The following is a 20,254-nucleotide window of genomic DNA, read 5'->3' on the forward strand; positions in this document are numbered from 1 at the left end:
TTATACCTCTATTTTTAAATCGTAATAGTCTAATACTAATTCGCAGAACATCATATTAGCCCAGCTGAACCATTCACGAGAATACTTAGTCGGATCATCTACATGGAAGCTTTCGTGCATGACACCTGTCCCTCCGTCACAATCTACCAAGAGGTCTAATATCCGGCGTTTTTCATCTTTATCATGCGTGGTCAAACCTTGAATTGCCAAGGCAATCGGCCAGATATAACGATAAAAGGTGTGTGAACTTCCGATTCCTGCAGCTCGCTCTCCTTCATAATAGTAAGGATTTTCAGGGCTAAGAATCGTGCGGCGTGTCGCTTGGTAGACTTCGTCATCTATCGAGCAAAAGCCCAGGTATGGCGCCGCCAATAGACTCGGTACATTGGGATCATCCATAATGCTGGCATTCCCCAAACCATCTACCTCAAAAGCGTAAATCTTTTCACCTTTGGCATTTTTGGTATAGGCGTAGTTTTCAATTCCGTCTTTGATTTCTCTTTGCAGACGCTGTGCATGCGGAACAATCTCCTCAGCGCCATCCAGATTCAATGTTTCAAAGATTTCTGTCACATAGCCTAAGACAACCGTTGCAAACATATTCGACGGCACTAAATAGCTGTAGATACAAGCATCATCACTCGGACGAAAGGCTGACCAAGTCATCCCTGTCACGGCAAAGTCAGGCCCTTGCCCTTTATTAACTAGTGTATCTTCCTTGCGGTCCGTATCACGTACAAAACGATAGGAAGAGCGACTGTGATCTTGTTCTACCGTCCAAACCCGAAGAATTTCTCTGACACCCGCCACAAAAGTAGCATCTAGATGACTCGTCTCACCAGTCTCTTTCCATAAGAGATAAGCCAGTTGCAGAGGATAGCAGAGTGAATCCACTTCATACTTGCGCTCCCAAATCCAACCAGACAAGTCTGTATGGTCTGTCTCATGATGCCCCTTCCAGTTATCCGCGATATTAAAAGCGTTGGCATAGGGATCTTTTAAAATCAGTGTCATCTGACGTTTGACCAGACCAGCAATTGTTTTGCGTGTTTTCGGATCTTCCTTAGCTACAAAGAGATAGGGTTTGAGCTGAGCTGTCGAATCTCGTAGCCACATAGCTGGAATATCTCCCGTCAAAACAAAGGTTGAACCATCTTCTAATATTTCTACTGTATTATCTAAAGTGTCTGTATAACAACGCTCAAAAACGGATACCCAAGCTGGATGTTCGTGGGCTAACTGGGCAACAGACTCCAGCCATTTCCCGACGATTTCTTTTGAATAAACCATTATTTTCTCCTTTTTCATAGTCCTTTACATCCTCTAGTATAGGCTAAACCGTTTTCAAAATATATACACAAACTAAAGGCCTTTCGATATTATATTTTTGCCTTATCCATTGGAATGTTTTTCATGTTATAATCTAGAAAAAACAGGCCTCATTGCAAGGAGATTTTATATGAAACCAATACTAGAAACAATTGACACCCGTTATGGAACGGACAATTCCCATAGCATTTCACATGGCAATACCCTACCCTATACAGGGGCACCATTTGGTATGAACTACTTTGTACCTCAAAGTAGCCATACAGACGGATCTTGGTTTTTTAATCCAGACTCACCTATTTTCCAAGGCATCCGTCTAACCCACCAACCCAGTCCTTGGATTGGTGACTACTCGTGGCTTCTCATAACTCCTGTCTCAGAAAAGATACAGTATTCAGATATTTACCACCGCCAGTCTTCTTATCGACCAGACGAGAGTATCTTCCAACCTTATTATTTAAAAATCAACTCCAACCGCTACCAGATCAGCACTGAGCTGACTCCTAGTCGCTACGGAGCTCGTTTCCGGCTGACCAACCAGAGAGAGCAGCCTATCAGTCTCATTCTCCATAGTGAAGCAAAGATGGTTTTCCAGCAAGTAGATGCCTACACTCTCTTAGGCAGTCTCAAGGAAGAAACCAAGCCAGCCAAGCAGCCCTTAGTCATGCATGTCTGCTTGCGCTTTGACCAGCCTATCAAAAAACAGAGTTTCTTAGACCAAGACCTTGTCCTAGACTTCGAGCAAGGCCAACTGCAATTTTCCTTAGCCACATCTTTTATATCAGAAGAACAAGCCCTGATCAATCTACCCCAGTCTTCCTTTGACAAAATCAAAGAAGAAACAAAGAAGGACTGGGAAGCCTTTCTCCATCGTTTTGATATTGTAGACCAAGGCAAAATAGACCGTCGGATGTTTGACCAAGCTCTCTACCGGCTCTTTCTCTTTCCTCAAACCTTTTATGAGCTTGATGCAGAAGGTCAAGAAATCCATTGGGATTTTACCCACCAGACTGTTCAGCCAGGGAAACTCTTTACCAATATCGGTTTTTGGGATGGATTTCGTACTAGCTTTCCTCTATTAGCCCTTATGGCTCCAGATACCTATCATGACTTTCTAGAAGGCTTTCTGAATTTCTACAAAGAAACAGGATTTTTACCAAAGTGGCTTGCTCCTGATGAACGGGGCATGATGCCAGGTACCTTGATAGACGGTGTCATTGCAGATGCTGCCGCTAAAAATCTCATACCTGATTTAGAAAAAGATCTTTTCCAAGCCATGTTAGAGACGGCAGAGAAGGAAGACCCTTCTAAACGATACGGCAGGCAAGGGGCTTCGGACTATCAAACTCTAGGATACCTGCCATTTGACTACCATGAAAGCGTCAGCCATACCCTAGATTATAGCTATAGTGATTTTTGCATTGCTAGCCTTGCCAATAAACTCCAACAAGAACCAGTTGCTCAGCGATACTTACAGCAGTCTCTTAATTACCAGCATCTATTCGATCCAGAAACGGGCTATATGAGAGCCAAAGACCGAAACGGACAATTCCGGCCAGACTTTTCTCCATACACTTGGGGTCGAGATTATGCAGAATGCTCAGCTATTCAAAATACACTCAGTGTCTTCCATGACATTGAAGGCTTGAAAGAACTAATGGGAGGGCAAACAGCCTTCACCGACTATCTAACCAAGCTCTGTCAGGACCAGCCTTCCTATGACGTAACAGGCTACGGCTATGAAATCCACGAAATGAGTGAAATGGCGACAGCGCATTTTGCTCAACTAGCCATTTCAAATCAGCCCAGCTTTCACATCCCCTATCTCTTCCGCTACAGCGACAAACCGGACTATACAAGTCTACTTATTAAAAGCCTGAGAGAGCATGGTTTTCGACCTGGCTGGCAAGCTTTCCCTGGTGACGAAGACAATGGTAGCCTCTCTGCTTGGTACATCTGGAGCGCCATCGGGCTCTATCCGACCTGTCCTGGAAAACCATTTTACGACCTAGGTATTCCCCTCTTCAATCATCTACGCCTGTATCTACCACAAAGTCAAACATGGCTAGACATTTATGCTCATGACAACTATCCTCACTTCCAGTTTGTGACTAAGGCCGAGTTAGATGGACAGGCACTGCAACACATTTCCCATGAAGAACTACTAGCCGCTAAGCGCCTAAACTTCCACTTATCTTGGCTACCAAATTCTTCAAAAGAATAATAAACAAAAAAACGCAGAACAAAAGTTCCGCGTTTTTATTATGAGCTTGGCTTGACCATGATTTTGACCCGATTTTGACGACCGTCCTCTCGGTTAGCACAAAGATAAAAATCTAAGTCTTCCTGACCTGTAAAAGCTAAAGTCGATAGGGTGATTTCTTTCGTCTGCTCGCCAGAGTCAAATGTGATTTCCCAAACCTGATCTAGATAAGCCGTCCCATGCGTTCCAGTACCGGGCTCTGTGACTATCTGAATTTTCTCTCTATCCTCCACTTTGTCCAAACGTCTGAGACTGATTGAAGGATTTTGCCCTCCGACAAGAGGAGAGCTTATTTTTGAAAATTCTAAACCAGCAATTGTATTTTTCTTTTCCAGCACAGTCGGTGTCTTATAGACTGCAAACTTGTTCAAAAGAGGAAGAGCTTGAAAATCCGTCAGGGTCAATCTTAAATAGCGAGCCTCAACCATTTGTCCTAAGAGTAGGCGCTTGTAACCAATGGTCTGACCACAAGCAAAGACAGTCCAGCCATTCTCTTGCTTCACTTCTAAGGTAAAGCCTGCGATTCGTTGACCTTTAGCAATGGGTTCTCGAATTTCAACGAGATTAAAGCTACGCGTCTGACCCAAGTCAATTTCTAAGACATAGGCTGACTCGTCTAAAGCTGGCGCCCAGAAAGTATCTTCCAGTCCATCTGTCAGATGACTAGATGGAAAGCCTTCTTTTTCATTACTACAGCTCACCTTGGCCTGGTAGGCTAGATTATCCGTATATAAATCTGAAATGACCCGGTGAAATTCCTGCAAGCGCTGGACATCTTCTTCCGCTAATAGCCCTTCCTTAGTTGGCGGGACGTTGAGTAAGAGAGGTGTCCCTCGTCCAATGGAATCCATATAGATATCCAGCAAATCAGCCAAAGATTTGGGTTGCTGACTAGCATGATAAAACCAGCCCGAGCGCAAGGATACATCAGCTTCTCCTAAGGAATACTGTGTCCCTTGCGGATCACCCTGGCAGAGGTAGGCTGACGGAGTATTCTCACTTAGTTTTTCAGGTCGAATTTTCTGCCACAAGGGATCTCCAGCCCGACCTCTTTCATTTCCTATCCATCGCAGTTCAGTCGCTTCTGTCGAAAAGATCAGAGCGTCTTTTTGGTATTGACGAATGGTCTCAAACCAAGATTCGAAATCATAGGTAAGCTTTTGGGCACCTTCACCACGCGCCCCATCCATCCAGATTTCTACAAATTTCCCTTTATTGCCATAAAGCGGATTACTCAAAATTTCTTCCAGTTGTTTCTGATAGTATTCATTATAGGCTTCTTGAGTCTCGATATGATAGAGCGGACTGTGAGCATCCCAAGGAGACAAGTAAAGGCCCAGATCCATATCATACCTGCTAGCTGAGCGAGAAATTTCTGCTAATAGATCACCCTTCCCATCCCTCCAGGGACTAGCTGCCACCGTATAGTCTGTGTAGCGACTCGGATAAAGGACAAAACCATCATGGTGCTTGACTAGGACAACTACTCTTTTAAATCCAGACTCTTTCAAAATCCTAATCCACTGATCTGTATCCAGTTTCGTTGGATTAAAAAGACGAGGATCTTCCTGACCATTGCCCCATTCCTGCTCATAAAAAGTATTGATACCAAAATGAATAAAAGCCGCCAACTCATCTCGATGATAAGCCAGCTGGGCTGCTGAAGGTAAGGGAGCAAGATCTGCGATTTCGTCCATTTTTTTCATAAATATATCTATCCGCCTCTTTCTTTTCTAGTAAATCTCTTTGCTAGCACCACTATAACAAAAAAAGAAGGCGCTAACAACACCTTCCATATAACTTCCTAAAAAGCCACTCTTTATTCTATAATTTGTTGAAGAGGGAAGCTCGTTTTAATTTTTATCTCAAATTAAATCGCAAAAATCTGTCCGACCAGATAAGTGACCGCCATGGTTAGAAGACCAATCACGAGGTTTCGAAGCATAGCATTTTTGATCGGTGCTTTGCCTAACCTAGCACTGGTATAGCCCGTTCCCAAAAGCGCCAAGGCCACAATCACAACCGTTGACCAGATACGGATATGGGCAGGAAGCAGGATAATGGTAATCATAGGAAAAAGCGCACCAACTGCAAAAGCTAAAAAACTAGAGATGGCCGCATGCCAAGGATTAGTGAACTCCTCGATCTCGATGCCATACTTTTCCGCCACTAGGGCCTCCAGCGGATCTTGTAGAAAGGCCCGGTTGGTCATAAGCTGAGCAGAAGTCTCACACTCACCATTTTGGACATAGGCAGCATAGAGAGACTGCCTTGCAATATCTGGATTCTTCTCTAAAAGCTCCCGCTCTCTGGCAACAGCAGCCTCCTCTGTATCTTTTTGAGTAGAAACAGACACATACTCCCCGCCTGCCATAGAAAAGGCCCCGGCAAAGACAGCTGCCAAACCAGACAGAAAGATAATCCAAACATTGTCCGTCGCACTGGCCACCCCGATTACTACTCCTGCGATAGAAATAATACCGTCATTTGCTCCTAAAACCCCAGCTCGCAAGATATTCAGCCGACCACTAAAGTTCTTATCAATTTTATGCTCTTCCATTTATATTATTCTCCCTTATTTCTTATTTATAATCATTATAAATAAAGCTTCAAACTAATACAAGGAAAAATAGGAAAATGAGAAAAGTTCTACTATTTAAGAGAAAGAATAGATTAATAAAAATATTCCTCAAAGATAAATCTTAAACTTCATTAATACAATGCAAGCATCATCTCCACAAACCACCTAAAATCTGTTTTTCTAATAAGTCTATGTCTTCTTCCTTTATTTCTCCGTTGTCACTAACGATATAAAGCTGAGCGAAGTAAGCCAACAATGGACCAACACAAATACGAACCATTTGAGGAATCGTTAACTCTGGATTTACACGTGAATCTGCTAGCAATTCCTTATGAAGTACTCGAAGTTTATCTTGAATAGCATTCCAGATAAAAATCTGTTCATTTTTTAGTTTTTTATTTGAAAAACTCTCCTGCAGAATGATTTTCATCAAAGCACGATTTTTTTTGAGATAGCTCATACGATCATGGACGAGATAACGAACCCTCTCTTCTGTCGTTTCAAAAGCTAAGAGTTCCTCAAAAAAACTACCGAAAATGCCTGGGACTACAGGATGTAAAATAGCCGTCAGTAGATCATCCTTCGTCTTAAAATACTTAAACAAAGTTGCCTGGCTTAGTCCAGCACGCTCAGCTATGTGAAGAGTTGAGGTCCCATGGTAACTCCTGGTTGATATGAGATCCACTGCTGCCTGCATGATTTTTTTCTTTCCTTGAGGGTAATTCGCTTCTTCTAAGTAATCTTCAAACGATTCAAAAACAGTCTTATCCATCTAATCTTCACACCTTTTTAGCATTATTTATGTTGATTTCTAAACTTTACGATAACGACGCAATCCAACAATATTAAGAATTGTTAAAATGATCAAGAAAACCATTAAAACACTAAGATTTGACAAAATATCACCAAGATTGTGCCCGTAAAGAATAATCTGGCTTATTGCATCACCAGAATAGGTTAATGGCAAAAATTTCCCCACAGTTGGAGCCCATTCTCCCATGGATGACAATGGAATAATTCCTGAGAAAAAAAGTTGGGGCATAATCACGAGAGGAATAAATTGCATCATTTGGAATTCTGATTTTGCTAGAGTAGACAAGAGAATTCCAAATGCCAGTGCTACAAGAGCCAGTACCACATTAACTATTATAACATTTAAAATACTTCCTACAACTTCTACATCTAGTAGCCAAATTGCTGCTAAGACGACAACTGCCGTTTGAAAAATCGCAATAATACCGTAAGACAACATATAGCCATAGACGATTTCAGATCGTTTCACTGGTGTTGCTAACAAACGTTCTAGTGTTCCACTGGTGCGTTCTTTCAAAAGCGCCATACCAGAAATCAAAAAGACAAAGAAGAAGACCACAAAGCCAATTAAAATTGGAATCATACGTGCAAAGAATCCAGTATTTTTATCTCCATATTGGTAAGATTCTTTGATTTCAGGCGCCTTTGCATCTAATTTCAATTGTGGAAGAGCTTGTTTGACACGAGATAATAACTGATCGGTGCCTTCATTGACGATACTTGTTCGTAACACTTGTCGTATCATAGATGTCTTGGAGGCATCTGTGTTTGCGTAGTCGACCTGATACTCACCGTCTTTATAAGAAATCACAGCATCGACTTTTTCATTTACTAGCGCTTCTTTGGCTTGATCTAAGCCTTGATAAATCTCGACGTCCACATGATCGAGCTCATCCATTTTCGTTACCAAACCAGTTGGTAGATCTTGTGTTGCCAACTTGACATTCACGGTTGTACTAGCTGAAAACATGAGGTTCATCAACCACATAATAAATACTGGTGCTACAAACATCATAGCCAAGGTTCGTTTGTCACGAAGCAATTCTTTGATGACTTTTTTTGCAATCGCTATTGTTCTCATTTTACTCACCTTCTGCTTTTAAAAATACTTCTTCAATACTTGAAACTTGATAACTTTCTTTTAAGTGTTGCGGTGTATCAAAAGCAATGATTTTTCCGCCTAATAATAAACCGACCTTATCCGTCAACTCTGCTTCATCCATAACATGGGTAGTAACTAATATCCCAACCCCATTATCTCTAAGCGCGAATAATTCTTTCCAGATTTTCTTTCGAAGAGAAGGGTCGATTCCAACTGTCGGTTCGTCCAAAATCAAGAGCTGAGGATTCCCCAGAAGTGCGATGGCCAGAGATAAACGCCGTTTCATTCCTCCAGAATAACCGGATACCGTTTTATTCAAATGCTCTGTCAAATCCACAACTTGAGCCACATGGGAAATTTCAGCTGTCAGATCTCTTTTGGATAGCCCTTTTAGCTGACCAAAAAATTCTAGATTTTCTTGACCTGACAAAGCCTCATATAAGGCATCTGACTGGGCCATATAACCAATATCTCCTAAAATATGGCGATTGGGCATAGTGTGATTTAACACTAAAGCTACGCCTCCATCAGCCTTTTCCATTCCTAATGTAGTCTTAATCATAGTTGATTTACCAGCACCAGACGGACCAATTAATCCTATAATTTCTCCTGTCTGCAATTCAAAGCTGACATGATTCAGAACTATTTGATGGTCAAAAGATTTTACTAAATCTTGTAAATGTAGTAATGTTTTCATTTACTTCCTCCTAGGTGAGTGTATACTCACTTTTTAAATCACAAGAGCTATTATAGTGAGTGTTTACTCACTTGTCAAGAAAAAAGTTGAAATTCTTTAAAAAATAAAAACACCAGATGATATTATCTGATGCTTATAATCGATATCTCTGATTTTAGGAGTGTTTCTGAATCTCTTCTCGATACTCTGAAATGGTCTTTCCTGTCCACTTTTTAAAGGCTCGTGAGAAGGAAGATACTTCCGAATAGCCCAGCAAATAGGCTACATCATCCGTTGTCATGTCAGTATTCTTGAAGTAACCAAAGGCTAGAATCTTCTGCACATTTTGCAATTCTTGGTTAAACTTAGTGCCTTCTGCCGTCAGATTTCGTTGCAAGGTTCGGCTACTGATACCGAGAGTCACTGCAATATCCTCTATACCAAAGGCACCACTTGGGATGGCCTGGTAGAGTTTTTGCTAAACGATACCGGTAAAACTTTCACTAGTCACGGCTTCTGCCAAGCGCTTTTTGAGCTGAGGCTCCAGATACTCCAACATGACATTATTGGCTGTGTAGAAGCCAAACGCAAACAGTCTCCATTTTCGCGAAAATCTGTTACATAAGCATCTTCATAATCTAAATTCAAATATTCATCAATTTGTGAATAAAAACGATATTTTAGCCCTTCTTGTATCGGAACATGCAACCAACGTTCATCATAATCCTGTTTATCTAGTTTTAGATGAATGGCTATATCATTCCTATCTCTGATTTGAAGAAAACCAGAATAGGAGAGAGGGATACCTTCTCCTTGATAATTTTCAAACCACATTTTCTTAGCTAGTTCTAAGTAATCAAATGGAATTTCTTTGGTGTAATCGCCTTTGATATATAGTCTCACTCGTCGTCCTCTTCGTCTAACTCCACTTCTCCATGGATTTTGATGTATTCTTCATTCCTGCGGTCGTCTTCTTCCCAAACTGGATCTCGAACATCATCCATAAACGGAATTTCTTCAAGGCTCATCTCATTAGCCTGTTCATAACTCATCGAAAGGATATCTTCATGCCGTTTTTTAAATTCCTCCACACTTAACCAGCTCTCTTTATCATCTTCGCTAATCAGACCATCAATCGCAGTCGCAATTTCAATCGCCATAATGTAGAAGGCACGTTTATCAACAGTTAGAAGATCAAGGTGGGTAGAAGCTAAACGTAGACAGTCTCCTTTTTCTCGATAGTCTGTTGCTGGATTATCTTCGTAATCTAATTCAAGATTTTCATATACATGACTCCCAAATTTGTTGGTAATCCCTTCTTTCAACTGAATATTATTCCATCTATTATCATGCATCCACTTATTTAATTTTAAGTGAATAGTTGGGTCTGTTTTAAATGGGCGAGTATTTCCAAAATAAGAAAAATCTACTCGCTTACCATCCTTAGTATCAAACCACATTCTCTTCGCTAGTTCTAAATAATCAAATGGAATTTCTTTGGTGTAATCGCCTTTAATATAAATTCTCAATCGTCTTCCTCTTCGTCTAACTCCACTTCTCCATGGATTTTGATATACTCCTCGCGCTTACTATCCAATTCTTCCCAAATAGGATCGTCAATAGCGTCAATCGTTTGAATTTCTTCCAAACTCATCTCATTTGCTTCATCAAAGGTCAGAGATAAGATATCTTGGTGTTTTTCCTCGAATTCCTCGATTGTTAGCCATGTTTTCTTATCATCTTCGCTAATTTGTCCATTAAAGATTGTAGCAATCTCTAGCGCCATAATATAGAATGCACGTTTATCAAGAGTGAGCAGTTCAAGATGGGTAGAAGCGAGACGCAGACAGTCTCCATTTTCTCGAAAATCTGTTACATAAGCATTCTCAAATTCCAAATTTAGGTCTTCATCAATTTGTGAATAAAAACGGTATTTTATCCCTTCTTGTATCGGAATATGCAACCAACGTTCGTCATAATCCTGTTTATCTAGTTTTAGATGAATGGCCAAATCATTCCCATCTCTGATTTGACGGAAACCAGAATAGGAGAGAGGGATACCTTCTCCTTGATAACTTTCAAACCACATTCTCTTCGCTAGTTCTAAATAATCAAACGGAATTTCTTTGGTGTAATCGCCTTTGATATATAGTCTCACTCGTCGTCCAACTCCACTTCTCCATGAATTCGGATATACTCCTCGCGCTTCCTATCCAATTCTTCCCAGAGTGGCTCGTCAATGGCTTTCATAACCTTTATCTCTTCTAAACTAATATCGACTGCTTCGTCGTAGGTCAAATTCAGCAGGTCTGCATGTTTCGTTTTAAATTCTTCAATACTCAGCCATGTTTCTTTGTCGTCTTCGCTGATTTGACCGTCAATGACAGATGCTACCTCAATCGCCATGATATAGAGCGCTCGCTTGTCAACCGTTAGAATATCCTTATGAGTCGTGATTATTCGAAGACAGTCTCCTTTTTCTCGCCCATCACTTTCATAAGAATTTTCAAAATTTAAATTTAAATTTTCACGCTTAAAAGTCGCCCAAGAGTCTTTTCCTATTCTAAAATCAGCCATTCCCCAACGCTCATCATTTGAAGAAAATTTATCTAGAGTTAAACTCAAATAAAAATTTTCATTAAATGCATAAGAAAAACCAACTTTCACTCCCTTGCGTTCTTTGAACCACATTTTCCAAGGATATTCCATACAGTTTTGGTATATACTAGTTTCGTAGTTGCCTTTAAGATATAGTCTCACTCGTCTTCCTCATCGTCATAAACTCGTTCACCATGGATTTTGATATATTCTTCGCGAAGCTGTTCTTCCTCTTCCCATAGAGGATCTCTTACTGGTATCATTGTCTTTAATTCTTCCAAACTAATTTCAACCGCTTCATCATAAGTCAGTGAAAGAACATCCTTATGTAGCTCCTTAAAAGTCTCTACATCCAACCATGTCTCTTTGTCATCCTCGCTAATCTGCCCATCAATTGCACCCGCAACCTCGACTGCCATAATGTATAAGGCACGTTTATCTACTGTTAAAACATCTATATGAGATGTTGCGATACGTAGATAATCTCCACGTTCTCTCCACTCTGTAATGAAAGTTTTTTCAAATTCAAGTGTTATACTCTCATATTCCAAAGACAACCAAGGGTTACTAGGAATTATAAAAGGAGCCTTATCCCATCTTTCGTCAACTGAAGACCATTTGTGTAACCGAACACCAAAGTAAAAATCATCCTGCAACATCTCATCATCTCCAACATTGGAGAAACTTATTTTCTTGCCATTCCGTTCCTTAAACCACATCTTCCAAACTAGCTCTCTAGTAATAAATGTTATTTTTTTCTTAAAATCACTTTTGATATATAGTCTCATAAATCTGAGATAACTCCTTTATATACAAGTACATATTCTTTCCTTTTACACCATTTTTTCAGTCATTATACCACATCCAAGGCGAAAGAAGAAGCATGAGCAGGGAATTCTGATACCGGTTCTATAAACTTCCACAGCGGTTAGCCTTAATAAAAGTGAACGATAAAAAATAACCTCAGAAACGAAATTGAACTACCCCCAAAAGTTAGACAGCAAAATCTGACTTTGGGGGGCAGTTCAATATAAGCTTTAGGGTTTCCTTTATAATTTCGAGTATCATAGAAATTGTTATCGTTTCGAGTTACAAAATCTGGAACAGTTTTTTCAGTAAAAACTCTAGTGTTCATTTCAGCATTCGGCATCACCGACTGACTCCCTACGCTTGGAATCTTCCCTTTAATCCAATCTTTTCCCTTTCCAAAAGCTTCGGGGATTGTTGTATAAGGTTTATTGTAATACTGGTTATACCCCACATAAGCAGAATACAAGGCTGTTCCCCAGCTAAGTGTTTCAGTGATAGGATGGATGCGATTATACCATTCAGCTATTTGGATTTCTTCTGCTGTCGCAGGCTCAAGTGTAATCGGATTGATCCCTTCTTCAAGGATGTAATAATTAAACTTCGCCGTGTAATTAGGATCACGCCAACTAAGTAATTTCTGACTGTCCATTAGGAAGTAATGGTCAATTGCATAGCTGCGATTAGCCCTCTCAGTTTCTGACATGAATAGACCGCTATATGGATCATCAAATTTGTTACCTTAAGGCAACTCCCTAAAAAATTTTTCCCATTTTTGAATTCTCCACTATGTAAACTTGAAAACTCTTGGCCTTACCGCCAACAACATGTTTTTCAACATCACTTTCCCACCAAGGAAGAACATCTTCTTCCAAAATTTCTAAAAATAAATCTTTGGACATTAAGTCATCTTTTAAGAAACCATCATAATTTTCAAAAACAAAAGTGTATTCTTCAGATTCTAACCATGATAAGTCTGTCAGCCAATCCGTAATAGATGACCAATTATTCGCATCAGGAAGGCCGACAGTTTTTTCAAGAAAACGGAATAACTCTTCTTTGTTTTGGATCTGCTTCCCATCAAAAATTGCTACAAAGCCGCTGAAAGGTAACAGGTCTTGCAATTTAAACTTTGTAATGTAATGAATTTTGTTTTTCACGATTTCAAACCTCTATTCTATTTTTTTAAATGTTTTATAATGGTCTATTCTTTTCTTGAAAGCAGGATCAACCTTAGCTAGTTTTTGAGATAGAGGTCTATTTTGAAGAATTACACGACCTGAGTAATCCCAAGCCGTGTAATAGTTTTATGAATCGATATTGGATTCTTCATAAAATATTTAATTCTAATCAGTCATGACATTTCATAAACTCTTTATTTCAAGTTCAACTCGTTCATCTATAGCATCCAACAAAGCTCTTTTTATCACAGAAATTAGATTCTTTCCACTACTTGTCACAAAATAATCTGATAGATCTTTGATATCTGGACTGATATTGTCACCCCATGGAGGCATTTTACTTCTGTCTTCATTATCCCAAACAACTTGTTTAGGATTAATTCTTTCTAATTCCTTTTGGATGGTCTCCAATTCACGCAAAGCCTCCTCCAACTTGTGTGGCTCTAGCTTTCCACTATATAACTCATTCATCAAAATAGGGAATCTGCTCCCCCAAACATTATTTTCTAAACGAACACAAATTGTTGAAAAAAACGAGTGGAGAAAATCTCCTGTTCCAATAGAATACCAATATAAATCTACTTTTAAACCAATTGTCATAGGTCTCTCACCCTCTCTTGAATAGAATTTCAGCATTATAGCCTGATTTTTCTATGATCTTATTTTTAATATCTAGGAGTATTTCTAAATTATACTCTTGACCTCTTACATCAATAACAACTGTTTGTTCGGTACCTTAGGTGGCTGGAAAGGATTTTTTTGTACCTTTTCTTTTAGTGAATGACCGTAAAAGGCTCGAATCTTGTCAGACTGAATTTCATGTCTTTTTTTATTAGAAGAAGCAATCATTTTCTCTAAGTCTTTCTTAGAAAGACCATTCCATTCAGATCTAGCATTTAATTTTTGTAATAAATCATTAATAACTGCCCACCCCTCTTTATCCAACGTTAAATTGTATTTTTGAGGATTATGTCTTAAAATATATGAAATTTCTCTGCTCAGTTTTTGATAATCAAACAAGTCTCTCTACCTCAAATTTTTTAGCAAATATTTGGAAAAATCCATATCCATCCAAATAAAGAGCATAGTGCTTAGGGGACCAAAATGAGTATTCACGGTTGTTAATTGTTTCTAACTCAATCAATCTTTCAGAACTTTGCACCTCTACAAGAGTATCATAAGAACCATTAATAATTCCAAAAACAGGGGAAGTTTTAGTAAACTCAATTACCGAATAGAATTTAAATTTAACTTCGCTGAAATTCTCATCATCATCATAACCTGATATTGTAATAGAAACTTGCATACCTTTGATTTCAATAATTGGATCGTTTACTAAATTTGAAGAAAACATTGGTAAGATATATTTTTTTGTGATATTCATTTTAATTTCCTTTTCGTGTGCTAGGTCTAACTTCTGATATACCTTCAGAAGTTAGTTTATTACGCTTTAATTGCCCATCAAGTAAAGATTCATATAAAGAATTTCCTGTTCTATTAAGAGTCATATTCAAAACGTTTTTGCTCAAAGTTAGGACCGTGTTTCTCAACAAATCTACGAAACGAAAAGGTCAAGGAAAGCATCCTACCCTAAATTCTTTATACTATATCAGTCTTCTAAAATAACAGGAAAAATATCTTCCCCTCTGTGCATTTTTTCTTCCATTTCTTTCCACTCTAAAACCAGTTTATAAAGCTCATTTGTAGGAATAAAGCATGGACCACCTAATATTTCTTCCTCAAATTGGAAGTAAACTTCTGTTATTTCTTTTCCAATTTCAATCCCTAACAAATTACCATCAAAAGCATATTCTTCCATATTCCCAGAAATTACACTCTCCAAAGCTTCTCGAACATCCAGATAAAAATCCGTGACTTCTGTAATCATAAAGGTTGTTATAATTTCATAATCTTCTCTATTATAGAGAACCGTAAGTGCATTTCTGTTCTCAACACTTTTATATAATTTATATTCTCTTCTTAACATCTACAAACCTTTCTACTCTGAAACAGTTGGATAAGCTGTAATAATTTTTCCATCATCAGTAAGAACCATTCTAATTTTAATTCCTTCCTTACTATTGCCGACATAAACACCTCTTGAACCTTCTTGATAAATCTTATTACTATATGCCTCATTAATAGTATCTACAAACTCCTGAGGGCTCATATGGTCAGGGAAGAAGGTTGATTTCCCTCCGTTAGCTTTCTGTCTACACAATTGGTAAGTATGTCCCTGTTGTGAGAGTGAAAACAGCTAAATTTATTTTTATTCTATCTCTTATCTTAATTATTTATCGTTCCAATAAATAATCAGCAATTATTTTCTCCAAAATAGATATATCATCATTCACTTTCTTTCTTATCTGAAAATCATTATGCCAATAGTAAAGATCTGACAAGCCCCCATGTGGTGGAAACAAAGATATATGTAGGTTCAACTTTTCTCTTGTACTTTGTATTTCGTCATTATTTAAAATTTCTCTTAAATACTTCAAAGTTTCCACCTGAGGTCTAATACCTTCCAATTGATATTTTTTAATTATTAGTAATAAGTTGTCAATTGCATTCTTAACATTAATCTGTTTATCCATCTTCAATCCTCTATCATTAGCGGAAAAACATCTTCCCCTCTGTACATTTTATCTTCCATTTCTTTCCACTCAATGACTAGTTTATACAGTTCATCAGTTGAAATAAAACAGGGTTCACCAAGACTTTCATCATCCATTTGATAATACACTTCTGTTTCTTCTTTGCCTATATCAATATTCAGCATATTACCGCCAAAGTCTGACTTTTCTTTTTGACCAGTAACAACCGCCTCTAATTCTTTTTGAATATGGGTGTAAAAATTATGGACTTCTGTATCAAAAAATTCACATAAAGTTTGATAATAGGGATCAAAAAAACTTATCATTAAGCTAATGCTATTATTTTGATATTTGGATATATCGTATGCTCTTTTTATCATTTTTCTCCTCTTTCTCATCTTATCAGTCAATCTTTTATCTATTATTTGCTAGGAAAAGCTGAAATAATCTTTTCATCAGAGTCTAAATATATCGTAATCTATATAATTTAAATATCAACATATTCTGTGAAAACAGTTCTTACATAAGAACCATTCCATTATCTAATATAACTTTATAGTCTTCAATATTTGTATTTTCATTGTCGTACCATGCATTTACTATCTGAGCTTGATTATCAATTATTTGAGCAATTTCAAATTTGAAATTTTTATAAGGAGCAAAGCTTGGCTCTTCAACTAGTATTTCTCCCATTTTATCTTTTGTTTCTAATAATATTCTCAAGCAATTTTCATTATCAATTAAAACTTCTAGACTAATATTTTCTTGTTTTAGAATATTAATGTTTTCTGATAGCCACTCTTTAGTCACTTTTTTTACTTCTTGAAGTCGACTCATTACTTTTCTCCTTTGATATTTATATTACGAGCATCCGGCATTTCTGTTATGGCTGTCCGTCAGGAAGTAACGGTCAATTGCATAGCTATGATTAGTCCTCTCAGTCTCTGACATGCCTAAACTGCCAAATGGTTTCACATGAGCTTGGGAAATGGCATTTTTGAGCTCAGGAAATTCTTTTTCTATCTCCTCTTGGCTCATTCCATCTATTTTTTCTTAAAAGCTGGATTAACCTTAGATATTTTTTGAGACAGAGATTTCTTTTGAATAATTACACGACCTGAGTAAACCCAAGCCGTGTAATAGTTTTATGAATCTATATTGGATTCTTTATACTAGTTCAATCTTCTAAAATCACAGGAAAAATATCTTCCCCTCTGTACATTTTTTCTTCCATTTCTTTCCACTCAATAACTAATTTATATAGTTCATCAGTTGAAATAAAGCAAGGTTCCCCAAGACTTTCATCATCCATTTGATAGTATACTTCTGTTTCTTCTTTGCCTATATCGATATTCAGCATATTACCGCCAAAGTCTGACTCTTCTTTTTGACCAGTAACAACTGCCTCTAATTCTTTATAAATGTGAGGGTAAAAAGTATTAACCTCAATGATAAAAAACTCGCCTAAAGTTTGATAGTTTTCATCCAAGAATTTTATCGATAATCTAATATCACCGTCAGGATATTTAAATATTCCATATTGTCTTTTTAACATTTGTTACGTCCTATATCTTTCTATTTATTTACTGCTAGGAAAAGCTGAAATAATCTTTTTCTCAGAGTCTAAATACATCGTAATTTTCATTCCATTCTTACTTATACCTTCATAAATGTTTCTTGAGTTAGTGTCAAATACCCTTGCTTCATATGCCTCATTAATGGCATCTACAACCTCCTGAGGGCTCATATGGTCAGGGAAGAAAGTTGAGTTCCCTCCATTAGCTTTCTTAAGAATTCCATTTACTTCAACTTTCGCTTCATAAACCCCAGCATCATTTAAGGCGGGTCCTTTCGTACCTTCGATAATATTTCCAGAAGTCCCTTCTACCATATCATAATGATAGCCACCTGCTTGTCCTCTCCTATTTAAATCACCTTCAAAAATGTGAATCTTAGATTTCTCAGTAAAGTTCTCTGTGTGCTTAAGATTCGCTAAATCATCCATACTGTAGGTTTTAATCTCAACCACCGGCTGACTCCCCACACTTGGAATTTTCCCTTTAATCCAGTCTTTCCCTTTGCCAAAAGCTTCGGGGATTGTTGTATAAGGTTTATTGTAATACTGGTTATACCCCACATAAGCAGAATACAAGGCAGTTCCCCAGCTAAGTGTTTCAGTGATAGGATGGATGTGATTATACCATTCAGCTGTTTGGATTTCTTCGGCTGTTGCTGGCTCAAGTGTAATTGGATTGATCCCTTCTTCAAGGATGTAATGATTAAACTTCGCCATATAATTAGGGTCGCGCCAGCTAAGTAATTTCTGACTGTCCATTAAAAAATAACGGTCTGTCACATAGCGATGATTGGCCCATTCAGTCTCTGACATGCCTAAACTTCCAAATGGTTTCACATGAGCTTGGGAAATGGCGTTTTTGAGCTCAGGAAATTCTTTTTCTATCTCCTCTTGGCTCATACCATCTATTTTTTTCTTAAAAGCTGGATCAACCTTAGCTAATTCTGTGGGACTCAAGCCTAGATGATCACTTTTTACTTGGTCATATCTCGCCATAATCAATTTAAGAGCATCCTGACTCATAGTTGCAATAGATACATCAGTATATCCCGTGTTTAAAAAATGTTCATAGGCCTGAATCTTGTCACCATACTTTTCCTCAAGCTCAGCTCGGGTCATATTAAAAATATCCAGTAGATTGTCCCCTTTTTCTGTCTTAAGATCTTTATTAAAGTTTGAAATAATCTTCTTCCATTCCGAACGTGGTTTGTCCTGCAGCTTCTCTGCGAGCTTACTTCGGTAATAGATTTCAGCAGCACCGGATAACTTCATATCTTTGACAGCCTTGTCTATGGCCTGTTCTTGCGGTGTTCGATAATCACTCTTTGAAATAGTCTGAATCTTTGCCTTTTTGATTTCTTCTACCCAACTCATATTCAAGCCTTCAGTTGAATAATTACCATCGCTATCCAGCAATATCTGGCTGAGCTGACTTGCCCCCTGAATAGCTAAGCCCAAGACCTGCAGGCTATCTGAGAAATACTGAGACACCTGAGCCACAAACCATTCTAGTTTATCTATTTTTTCTTGAATTTCTCGAATACCGATATTTAGTTGAGTTTCAACTTCCATTAAAGCAGATGTCTGAGATAAAAGGTCTCCCAGCTTACCTGTCAGCAAAGCTCCTGCATTACGAAAAAAATCTTGATTATCTGCAATCTGCTTTTCTACCTTTTCTAGCTGCTCTTTTTTTATTTTCAGCTGTTCCTTCAGTAGATCCAAGTCCAATTCACCATATCCAGCCACCTCGGAATCAGCACTTTTATAGGAAGCAAGCTCTCCCTGAATATCATCAATAGCCTCTTGTAGCTTCTTTATAGCAGGGATGATAATCTCAGTAAATAGGCCTTTACCAGCTGTATAAGCTGCACCTTGAAGTTCACCTGATTCTAGAGAAGCAACCAAGTGATCACAACCACTTGACAGCCGATCTGTGACTTGATTAGCGATTTGCAAATTATTGCCCATTGCTTGGATCAGCTGGGCAGAATCCGTTGCACTATATTTTACTCCCACGGCAGACTATTCCTTTCTTTAATCAGTTTTTCTCGCTCTTCTTCCATAGCATTTCTTGTTTGACGACTGACCTTTTCCAGTTCATCCATCTGAACATCCACATAATTCTTGACCTGTTGGTTAAGAGACTGAGTATCCGCTAAATCACGACTGAGAGCAGTAGCATTTTGCGGGTGTTCATAAAGCAGATTTTCCATTTGAGTTGTTAAATACTGAAAATCTGTTGCAAAATTCCCCAGAGAATTCTCATATTGACGTTTGAGAAGCATAAATTCATCTTCTTTTTGCTCTACTTGTAAAATTTTCTCATGGAGTTCCTGACGTTCTTTTTCACTTTTATCAGTTTTCATCTTAACTTTCCCAGCGCTTGGCTTCTTCTATGTCGCGTTTTTCTATTTTAGCAGCAATCTCTGGAATTTTATTGGCCTGGATTAGAACAGCTGAGCTGAAATCACTGACAGCCTGCAACATTTGATTGCAGGCCTGACGACCAGCCTCCATCCCAGCAATTCCAGTCGTATAGGAAAATTCAACTTGTTGATTTTGCGCATTACTTGTATCAAGATCAACTAACTCACTGATTGCATCTGATGCCGAAATTGTACTTGACTGTATTTTTCCCATTAGCTTCTTTCCTTTACTCAATTTTTTCAGCTATTATACCACATCCAAAGTGAAAGAAGAAGCGTGGTCAGGTACCAGTTCGACAAATTTCTAC

At 38.3% G+C, this 20,254-nt stretch carries 26 protein-coding genes and 2 pseudogenes; 1 reads left to right on the forward strand and 27 read right to left on the reverse strand.

All coding sequences use genetic code 11. From position 1 onward, the window contains the following. A complete protein-coding gene (locus PCY09_RS07255; protein ID WP_045773509.1) occupies nt 1-1,290 on the reverse strand; it encodes a glycoside hydrolase family 125 protein in 1,290 nt (429 codons plus the stop codon). Nucleotides 1,291-1,459: 169 nt separating this feature from the next. On the opposite strand from PCY09_RS07255, the gene PCY09_RS07260 reads away from it, so the two are divergent. Then, nucleotides 1,460-3,553 carry a GH92 family glycosyl hydrolase gene (locus tag PCY09_RS07260; RefSeq protein ID WP_125397167.1) on the forward strand — a complete coding sequence of 698 codons (2,094 nt, stop codon included), beginning with the start codon at nt 1,460-1,462 and terminating at the stop codon, nt 3,551-3,553. Between the two features lie 38 nt (nt 3,554-3,591). Here PCY09_RS07260 and PCY09_RS07265 read toward each other — a convergent pair whose 3' ends face one another. The 26 genes and pseudogenes from PCY09_RS07265 to PCY09_RS07390 form a co-directional block, all read right to left on the reverse strand. After that, a complete protein-coding gene (locus tag PCY09_RS07265) occupies nt 3,592-5,298 on the reverse strand; it encodes an alpha-L-fucosidase (RefSeq protein WP_061601903.1) in 1,707 nt (568 codons plus the stop codon). Nucleotides 5,299-5,462: 164 nt separating this feature from the next. Next, on the reverse strand, nt 5,463-6,152 hold the full coding sequence (locus tag PCY09_RS07270; protein WP_061585734.1) for a VIT family protein: 690 nt from the start codon (nt 6,150-6,152) through the stop codon (nt 5,463-5,465). Between the two features lie 169 nt (nt 6,153-6,321). Next, nucleotides 6,322-6,945 (reverse strand): TetR/AcrR family transcriptional regulator, encoded by a 624-nt coding sequence (locus PCY09_RS07275; protein ID WP_061601905.1) that lies wholly within the window; start codon nt 6,943-6,945, stop codon nt 6,322-6,324. A gap of 39 nt (nt 6,946-6,984) precedes the next feature. Then, nucleotides 6,985-8,067: an ABC transporter permease gene (locus PCY09_RS07280; protein ID WP_061601906.1), complete on the reverse strand. Its 1,083-nt coding sequence runs from the start codon at nt 8,065-8,067 to the stop codon at nt 6,985-6,987. Nucleotide 8,068: 1 nt separating this feature from the next. Continuing rightward, on the reverse strand, nt 8,069-8,785 hold the full coding sequence (locus PCY09_RS07285) for an ABC transporter ATP-binding protein (RefSeq protein WP_002901579.1): 717 nt from the start codon (nt 8,783-8,785) through the stop codon (nt 8,069-8,071). 154 nt (nt 8,786-8,939) lie between these two features. Further along, nucleotides 8,940-9,338 (reverse strand): annotated as a pseudogene (locus PCY09_RS07290) (helix-turn-helix domain-containing protein); the annotation flags it as partial. Continuing rightward, a pseudogene (locus PCY09_RS07295) lies at nt 9,338-9,667 on the reverse strand (hypothetical protein); the annotation flags it as partial. The pseudogenes PCY09_RS07295 and PCY09_RS07290, both read right to left, overlap by 1 nt. Next, nucleotides 9,664-10,293, reverse strand: a complete 630-nt coding sequence (locus tag PCY09_RS07300) for a hypothetical protein (RefSeq protein ID WP_125397168.1) — start codon at nt 10,291-10,293, stop codon at nt 9,664-9,666. The gene PCY09_RS07300 and the pseudogene PCY09_RS07295, both read right to left, overlap by 4 nt. Next, a complete protein-coding gene (locus tag PCY09_RS07305; RefSeq protein ID WP_125397169.1) occupies nt 10,290-10,922 on the reverse strand; it encodes a hypothetical protein in 633 nt (210 codons plus the stop codon). Before PCY09_RS07305 ends, PCY09_RS07300 begins: the two co-directional genes overlap by 4 nt. After that, on the reverse strand, nt 10,919-11,524 hold the full coding sequence (locus PCY09_RS07310) for a hypothetical protein (protein WP_125397170.1): 606 nt from the start codon (nt 11,522-11,524) through the stop codon (nt 10,919-10,921). The genes PCY09_RS07305 and PCY09_RS07310 overlap by 4 nt, the downstream gene beginning before the upstream one ends. Next, nucleotides 11,521-12,150, reverse strand: a complete 630-nt coding sequence (locus tag PCY09_RS07315) for a hypothetical protein (protein WP_125397171.1) — start codon at nt 12,148-12,150, stop codon at nt 11,521-11,523. Before PCY09_RS07315 ends, PCY09_RS07310 begins: the two co-directional genes overlap by 4 nt. A gap of 146 nt (nt 12,151-12,296) precedes the next feature. Beyond that, nucleotides 12,297-12,875 carry a hypothetical protein gene (locus tag PCY09_RS07320; protein WP_227250314.1) on the reverse strand — a complete coding sequence of 193 codons (579 nt, stop codon included), beginning with the start codon at nt 12,873-12,875 and terminating at the stop codon, nt 12,297-12,299. 49 nt (nt 12,876-12,924) lie between these two features. Beyond that, a complete protein-coding gene (locus PCY09_RS07325; protein ID WP_125397172.1) occupies nt 12,925-13,329 on the reverse strand; it encodes a barstar family protein in 405 nt (134 codons plus the stop codon). 204 nt (nt 13,330-13,533) lie between these two features. Next, nucleotides 13,534-13,950, reverse strand: coding sequence for an immunity 70 family protein (locus tag PCY09_RS07330; RefSeq protein ID WP_125397173.1), 417 nt, complete (start codon nt 13,948-13,950; stop codon nt 13,534-13,536). A gap of 105 nt (nt 13,951-14,055) precedes the next feature. Next, on the reverse strand, nt 14,056-14,370 hold the full coding sequence (locus PCY09_RS07335; RefSeq protein WP_227250315.1) for an RNA 2'-phosphotransferase: 315 nt from the start codon (nt 14,368-14,370) through the stop codon (nt 14,056-14,058). Beyond that, on the reverse strand, nt 14,363-14,734 hold the full coding sequence (locus tag PCY09_RS07340; RefSeq protein WP_125397174.1) for a hypothetical protein: 372 nt from the start codon (nt 14,732-14,734) through the stop codon (nt 14,363-14,365). The genes PCY09_RS07335 and PCY09_RS07340 overlap by 8 nt, the downstream gene beginning before the upstream one ends. 225 nt (nt 14,735-14,959) lie before the next feature. Continuing rightward, entirely contained in the window at nt 14,960-15,337 is a 378-nt protein-coding gene (locus PCY09_RS07345) for a hypothetical protein (RefSeq protein WP_125397175.1), read from the reverse strand. Nucleotides 15,338-15,349: 12 nt separating this feature from the next. Then, nucleotides 15,350-15,571 (reverse strand): EndoU domain-containing protein, encoded by a 222-nt coding sequence (locus PCY09_RS07350; protein ID WP_071788383.1) that lies wholly within the window; start codon nt 15,569-15,571, stop codon nt 15,350-15,352. Between the two features lie 73 nt (nt 15,572-15,644). Further along, nucleotides 15,645-15,944, reverse strand: coding sequence for an ABC transporter (locus PCY09_RS07355; protein WP_125397176.1), 300 nt, complete (start codon nt 15,942-15,944; stop codon nt 15,645-15,647). A 2-nt stretch (nt 15,945-15,946) separates the two neighbouring features. Further along, nucleotides 15,947-16,324, reverse strand: a complete 378-nt coding sequence (locus PCY09_RS07360) for a hypothetical protein (RefSeq protein ID WP_125397177.1) — start codon at nt 16,322-16,324, stop codon at nt 15,947-15,949. Nucleotides 16,325-16,463: 139 nt separating this feature from the next. Next, the gene (locus PCY09_RS07365) at nt 16,464-16,781 is read right to left on the reverse strand and encodes a hypothetical protein (RefSeq protein ID WP_002896313.1); all 318 of its coding nucleotides are present in this window, start codon (nt 16,779-16,781) and stop codon (nt 16,464-16,466) included. A gap of 24 nt (nt 16,782-16,805) precedes the next feature. Beyond that, on the reverse strand, nt 16,806-16,982 hold the full coding sequence (locus PCY09_RS07370) for a hypothetical protein (protein WP_155719696.1): 177 nt from the start codon (nt 16,980-16,982) through the stop codon (nt 16,806-16,808). 139 nt (nt 16,983-17,121) lie between these two features. Beyond that, the gene (locus PCY09_RS07375) at nt 17,122-17,499 is read right to left on the reverse strand and encodes a hypothetical protein (protein WP_061593405.1); all 378 of its coding nucleotides are present in this window, start codon (nt 17,497-17,499) and stop codon (nt 17,122-17,124) included. Between the two features lie 24 nt (nt 17,500-17,523). Beyond that, entirely contained in the window at nt 17,524-19,536 is a 2,013-nt protein-coding gene (locus PCY09_RS07380) for an EndoU domain-containing protein (RefSeq protein ID WP_125397178.1), read from the reverse strand. Further along, nucleotides 19,527-19,886, reverse strand: a complete 360-nt coding sequence (locus tag PCY09_RS07385; RefSeq protein ID WP_125397179.1) for a cingulin — start codon at nt 19,884-19,886, stop codon at nt 19,527-19,529. Before PCY09_RS07385 ends, PCY09_RS07380 begins: the two co-directional genes overlap by 10 nt. 1 nt (nt 19,887) lies before the next feature. Then, nucleotides 19,888-20,160 (reverse strand): hypothetical protein, encoded by a 273-nt coding sequence (locus PCY09_RS07390; RefSeq protein ID WP_045504297.1) that lies wholly within the window; start codon nt 20,158-20,160, stop codon nt 19,888-19,890. Between the last annotated feature and the right edge of the window lie 94 nt (nt 20,161-20,254).

The sequence above is a fragment of the Streptococcus sp. SG2 genome (genome assembly GCF_030439925.1).
GTDB classification, from domain to species: domain Bacteria; phylum Bacillota; class Bacilli; order Lactobacillales; family Streptococcaceae; genus Streptococcus; species Streptococcus gordonii.

What these genes read in the sequence shown, in the direction of transcription:
- PCY09_RS07375 (WP_061593405.1), bottom strand. Translation starts at nt 17,499, where the DNA reads ATGTTAAAAAGACAATATGGAATATTTAAATATCCTGACGGTGATATT.
- PCY09_RS07355 (WP_125397176.1), bottom strand. Translation starts at nt 15,944, where the DNA reads ATGGATAAACAGATTAATGTTAAGAATGCAATTGACAACTTATTACTA.
- PCY09_RS07280 (WP_061601906.1), bottom strand. Translation starts at nt 8,067, where the DNA reads ATGAGAACAATAGCGATTGCAAAAAAAGTCATCAAAGAATTGCTTCGT.
- PCY09_RS07340 (WP_125397174.1), bottom strand. Translation starts at nt 14,734, where the DNA reads ATGAATATCACAAAAAAATATATCTTACCAATGTTTTCTTCAAATTTA.
- PCY09_RS07330 (WP_125397173.1), bottom strand. Translation starts at nt 13,950, where the DNA reads ATGACAATTGGTTTAAAAGTAGATTTATATTGGTATTCTATTGGAACA.
- PCY09_RS07275 (WP_061601905.1), bottom strand. Translation starts at nt 6,945, where the DNA reads ATGGATAAGACTGTTTTTGAATCGTTTGAAGATTACTTAGAAGAAGCG.
- PCY09_RS07385 (WP_125397179.1), bottom strand. Translation starts at nt 19,886, where the DNA reads ATGAAAACTGATAAAAGTGAAAAAGAACGTCAGGAACTCCATGAGAAA.
- PCY09_RS07270 (WP_061585734.1), bottom strand. Translation starts at nt 6,152, where the DNA reads ATGGAAGAGCATAAAATTGATAAGAACTTTAGTGGTCGGCTGAATATC.
- PCY09_RS07345 (WP_125397175.1), bottom strand. Translation starts at nt 15,337, where the DNA reads ATGTTAAGAAGAGAATATAAATTATATAAAAGTGTTGAGAACAGAAAT.
- PCY09_RS07370 (WP_155719696.1), bottom strand. Translation starts at nt 16,982, where the DNA reads ATGAGCCAAGAGGAGATAGAAAAAGAATTTCCTGAGCTCAAAAATGCC.
- PCY09_RS07365 (WP_002896313.1), bottom strand. Translation starts at nt 16,781, where the DNA reads ATGAGTCGACTTCAAGAAGTAAAAAAAGTGACTAAAGAGTGGCTATCA.
- PCY09_RS07320 (WP_227250314.1), bottom strand. Translation starts at nt 12,875, where the DNA reads ATGTCAGAAACTGAGAGGGCTAATCGCAGCTATGCAATTGACCATTAC.
- PCY09_RS07285 (WP_002901579.1), bottom strand. Translation starts at nt 8,785, where the DNA reads ATGAAAACATTACTACATTTACAAGATTTAGTAAAATCTTTTGACCAT.
- PCY09_RS07255 (WP_045773509.1), bottom strand. Translation starts at nt 1,290, where the DNA reads ATGGTTTATTCAAAAGAAATCGTCGGGAAATGGCTGGAGTCTGTTGCC.
- PCY09_RS07260 (WP_125397167.1), top strand. Translation starts at nt 1,460, where the DNA reads ATGAAACCAATACTAGAAACAATTGACACCCGTTATGGAACGGACAAT.
- PCY09_RS07265 (WP_061601903.1), bottom strand. Translation starts at nt 5,298, where the DNA reads ATGAAAAAAATGGACGAAATCGCAGATCTTGCTCCCTTACCTTCAGCA.
- PCY09_RS07390 (WP_045504297.1), bottom strand. Translation starts at nt 20,160, where the DNA reads ATGGGAAAAATACAGTCAAGTACAATTTCGGCATCAGATGCAATCAGT.
- PCY09_RS07315 (WP_125397171.1), bottom strand. Translation starts at nt 12,150, where the DNA reads ATGAGACTATATATCAAAAGTGATTTTAAGAAAAAAATAACATTTATT.
- PCY09_RS07360 (WP_125397177.1), bottom strand. Translation starts at nt 16,324, where the DNA reads ATGATAAAAAGAGCATACGATATATCCAAATATCAAAATAATAGCATT.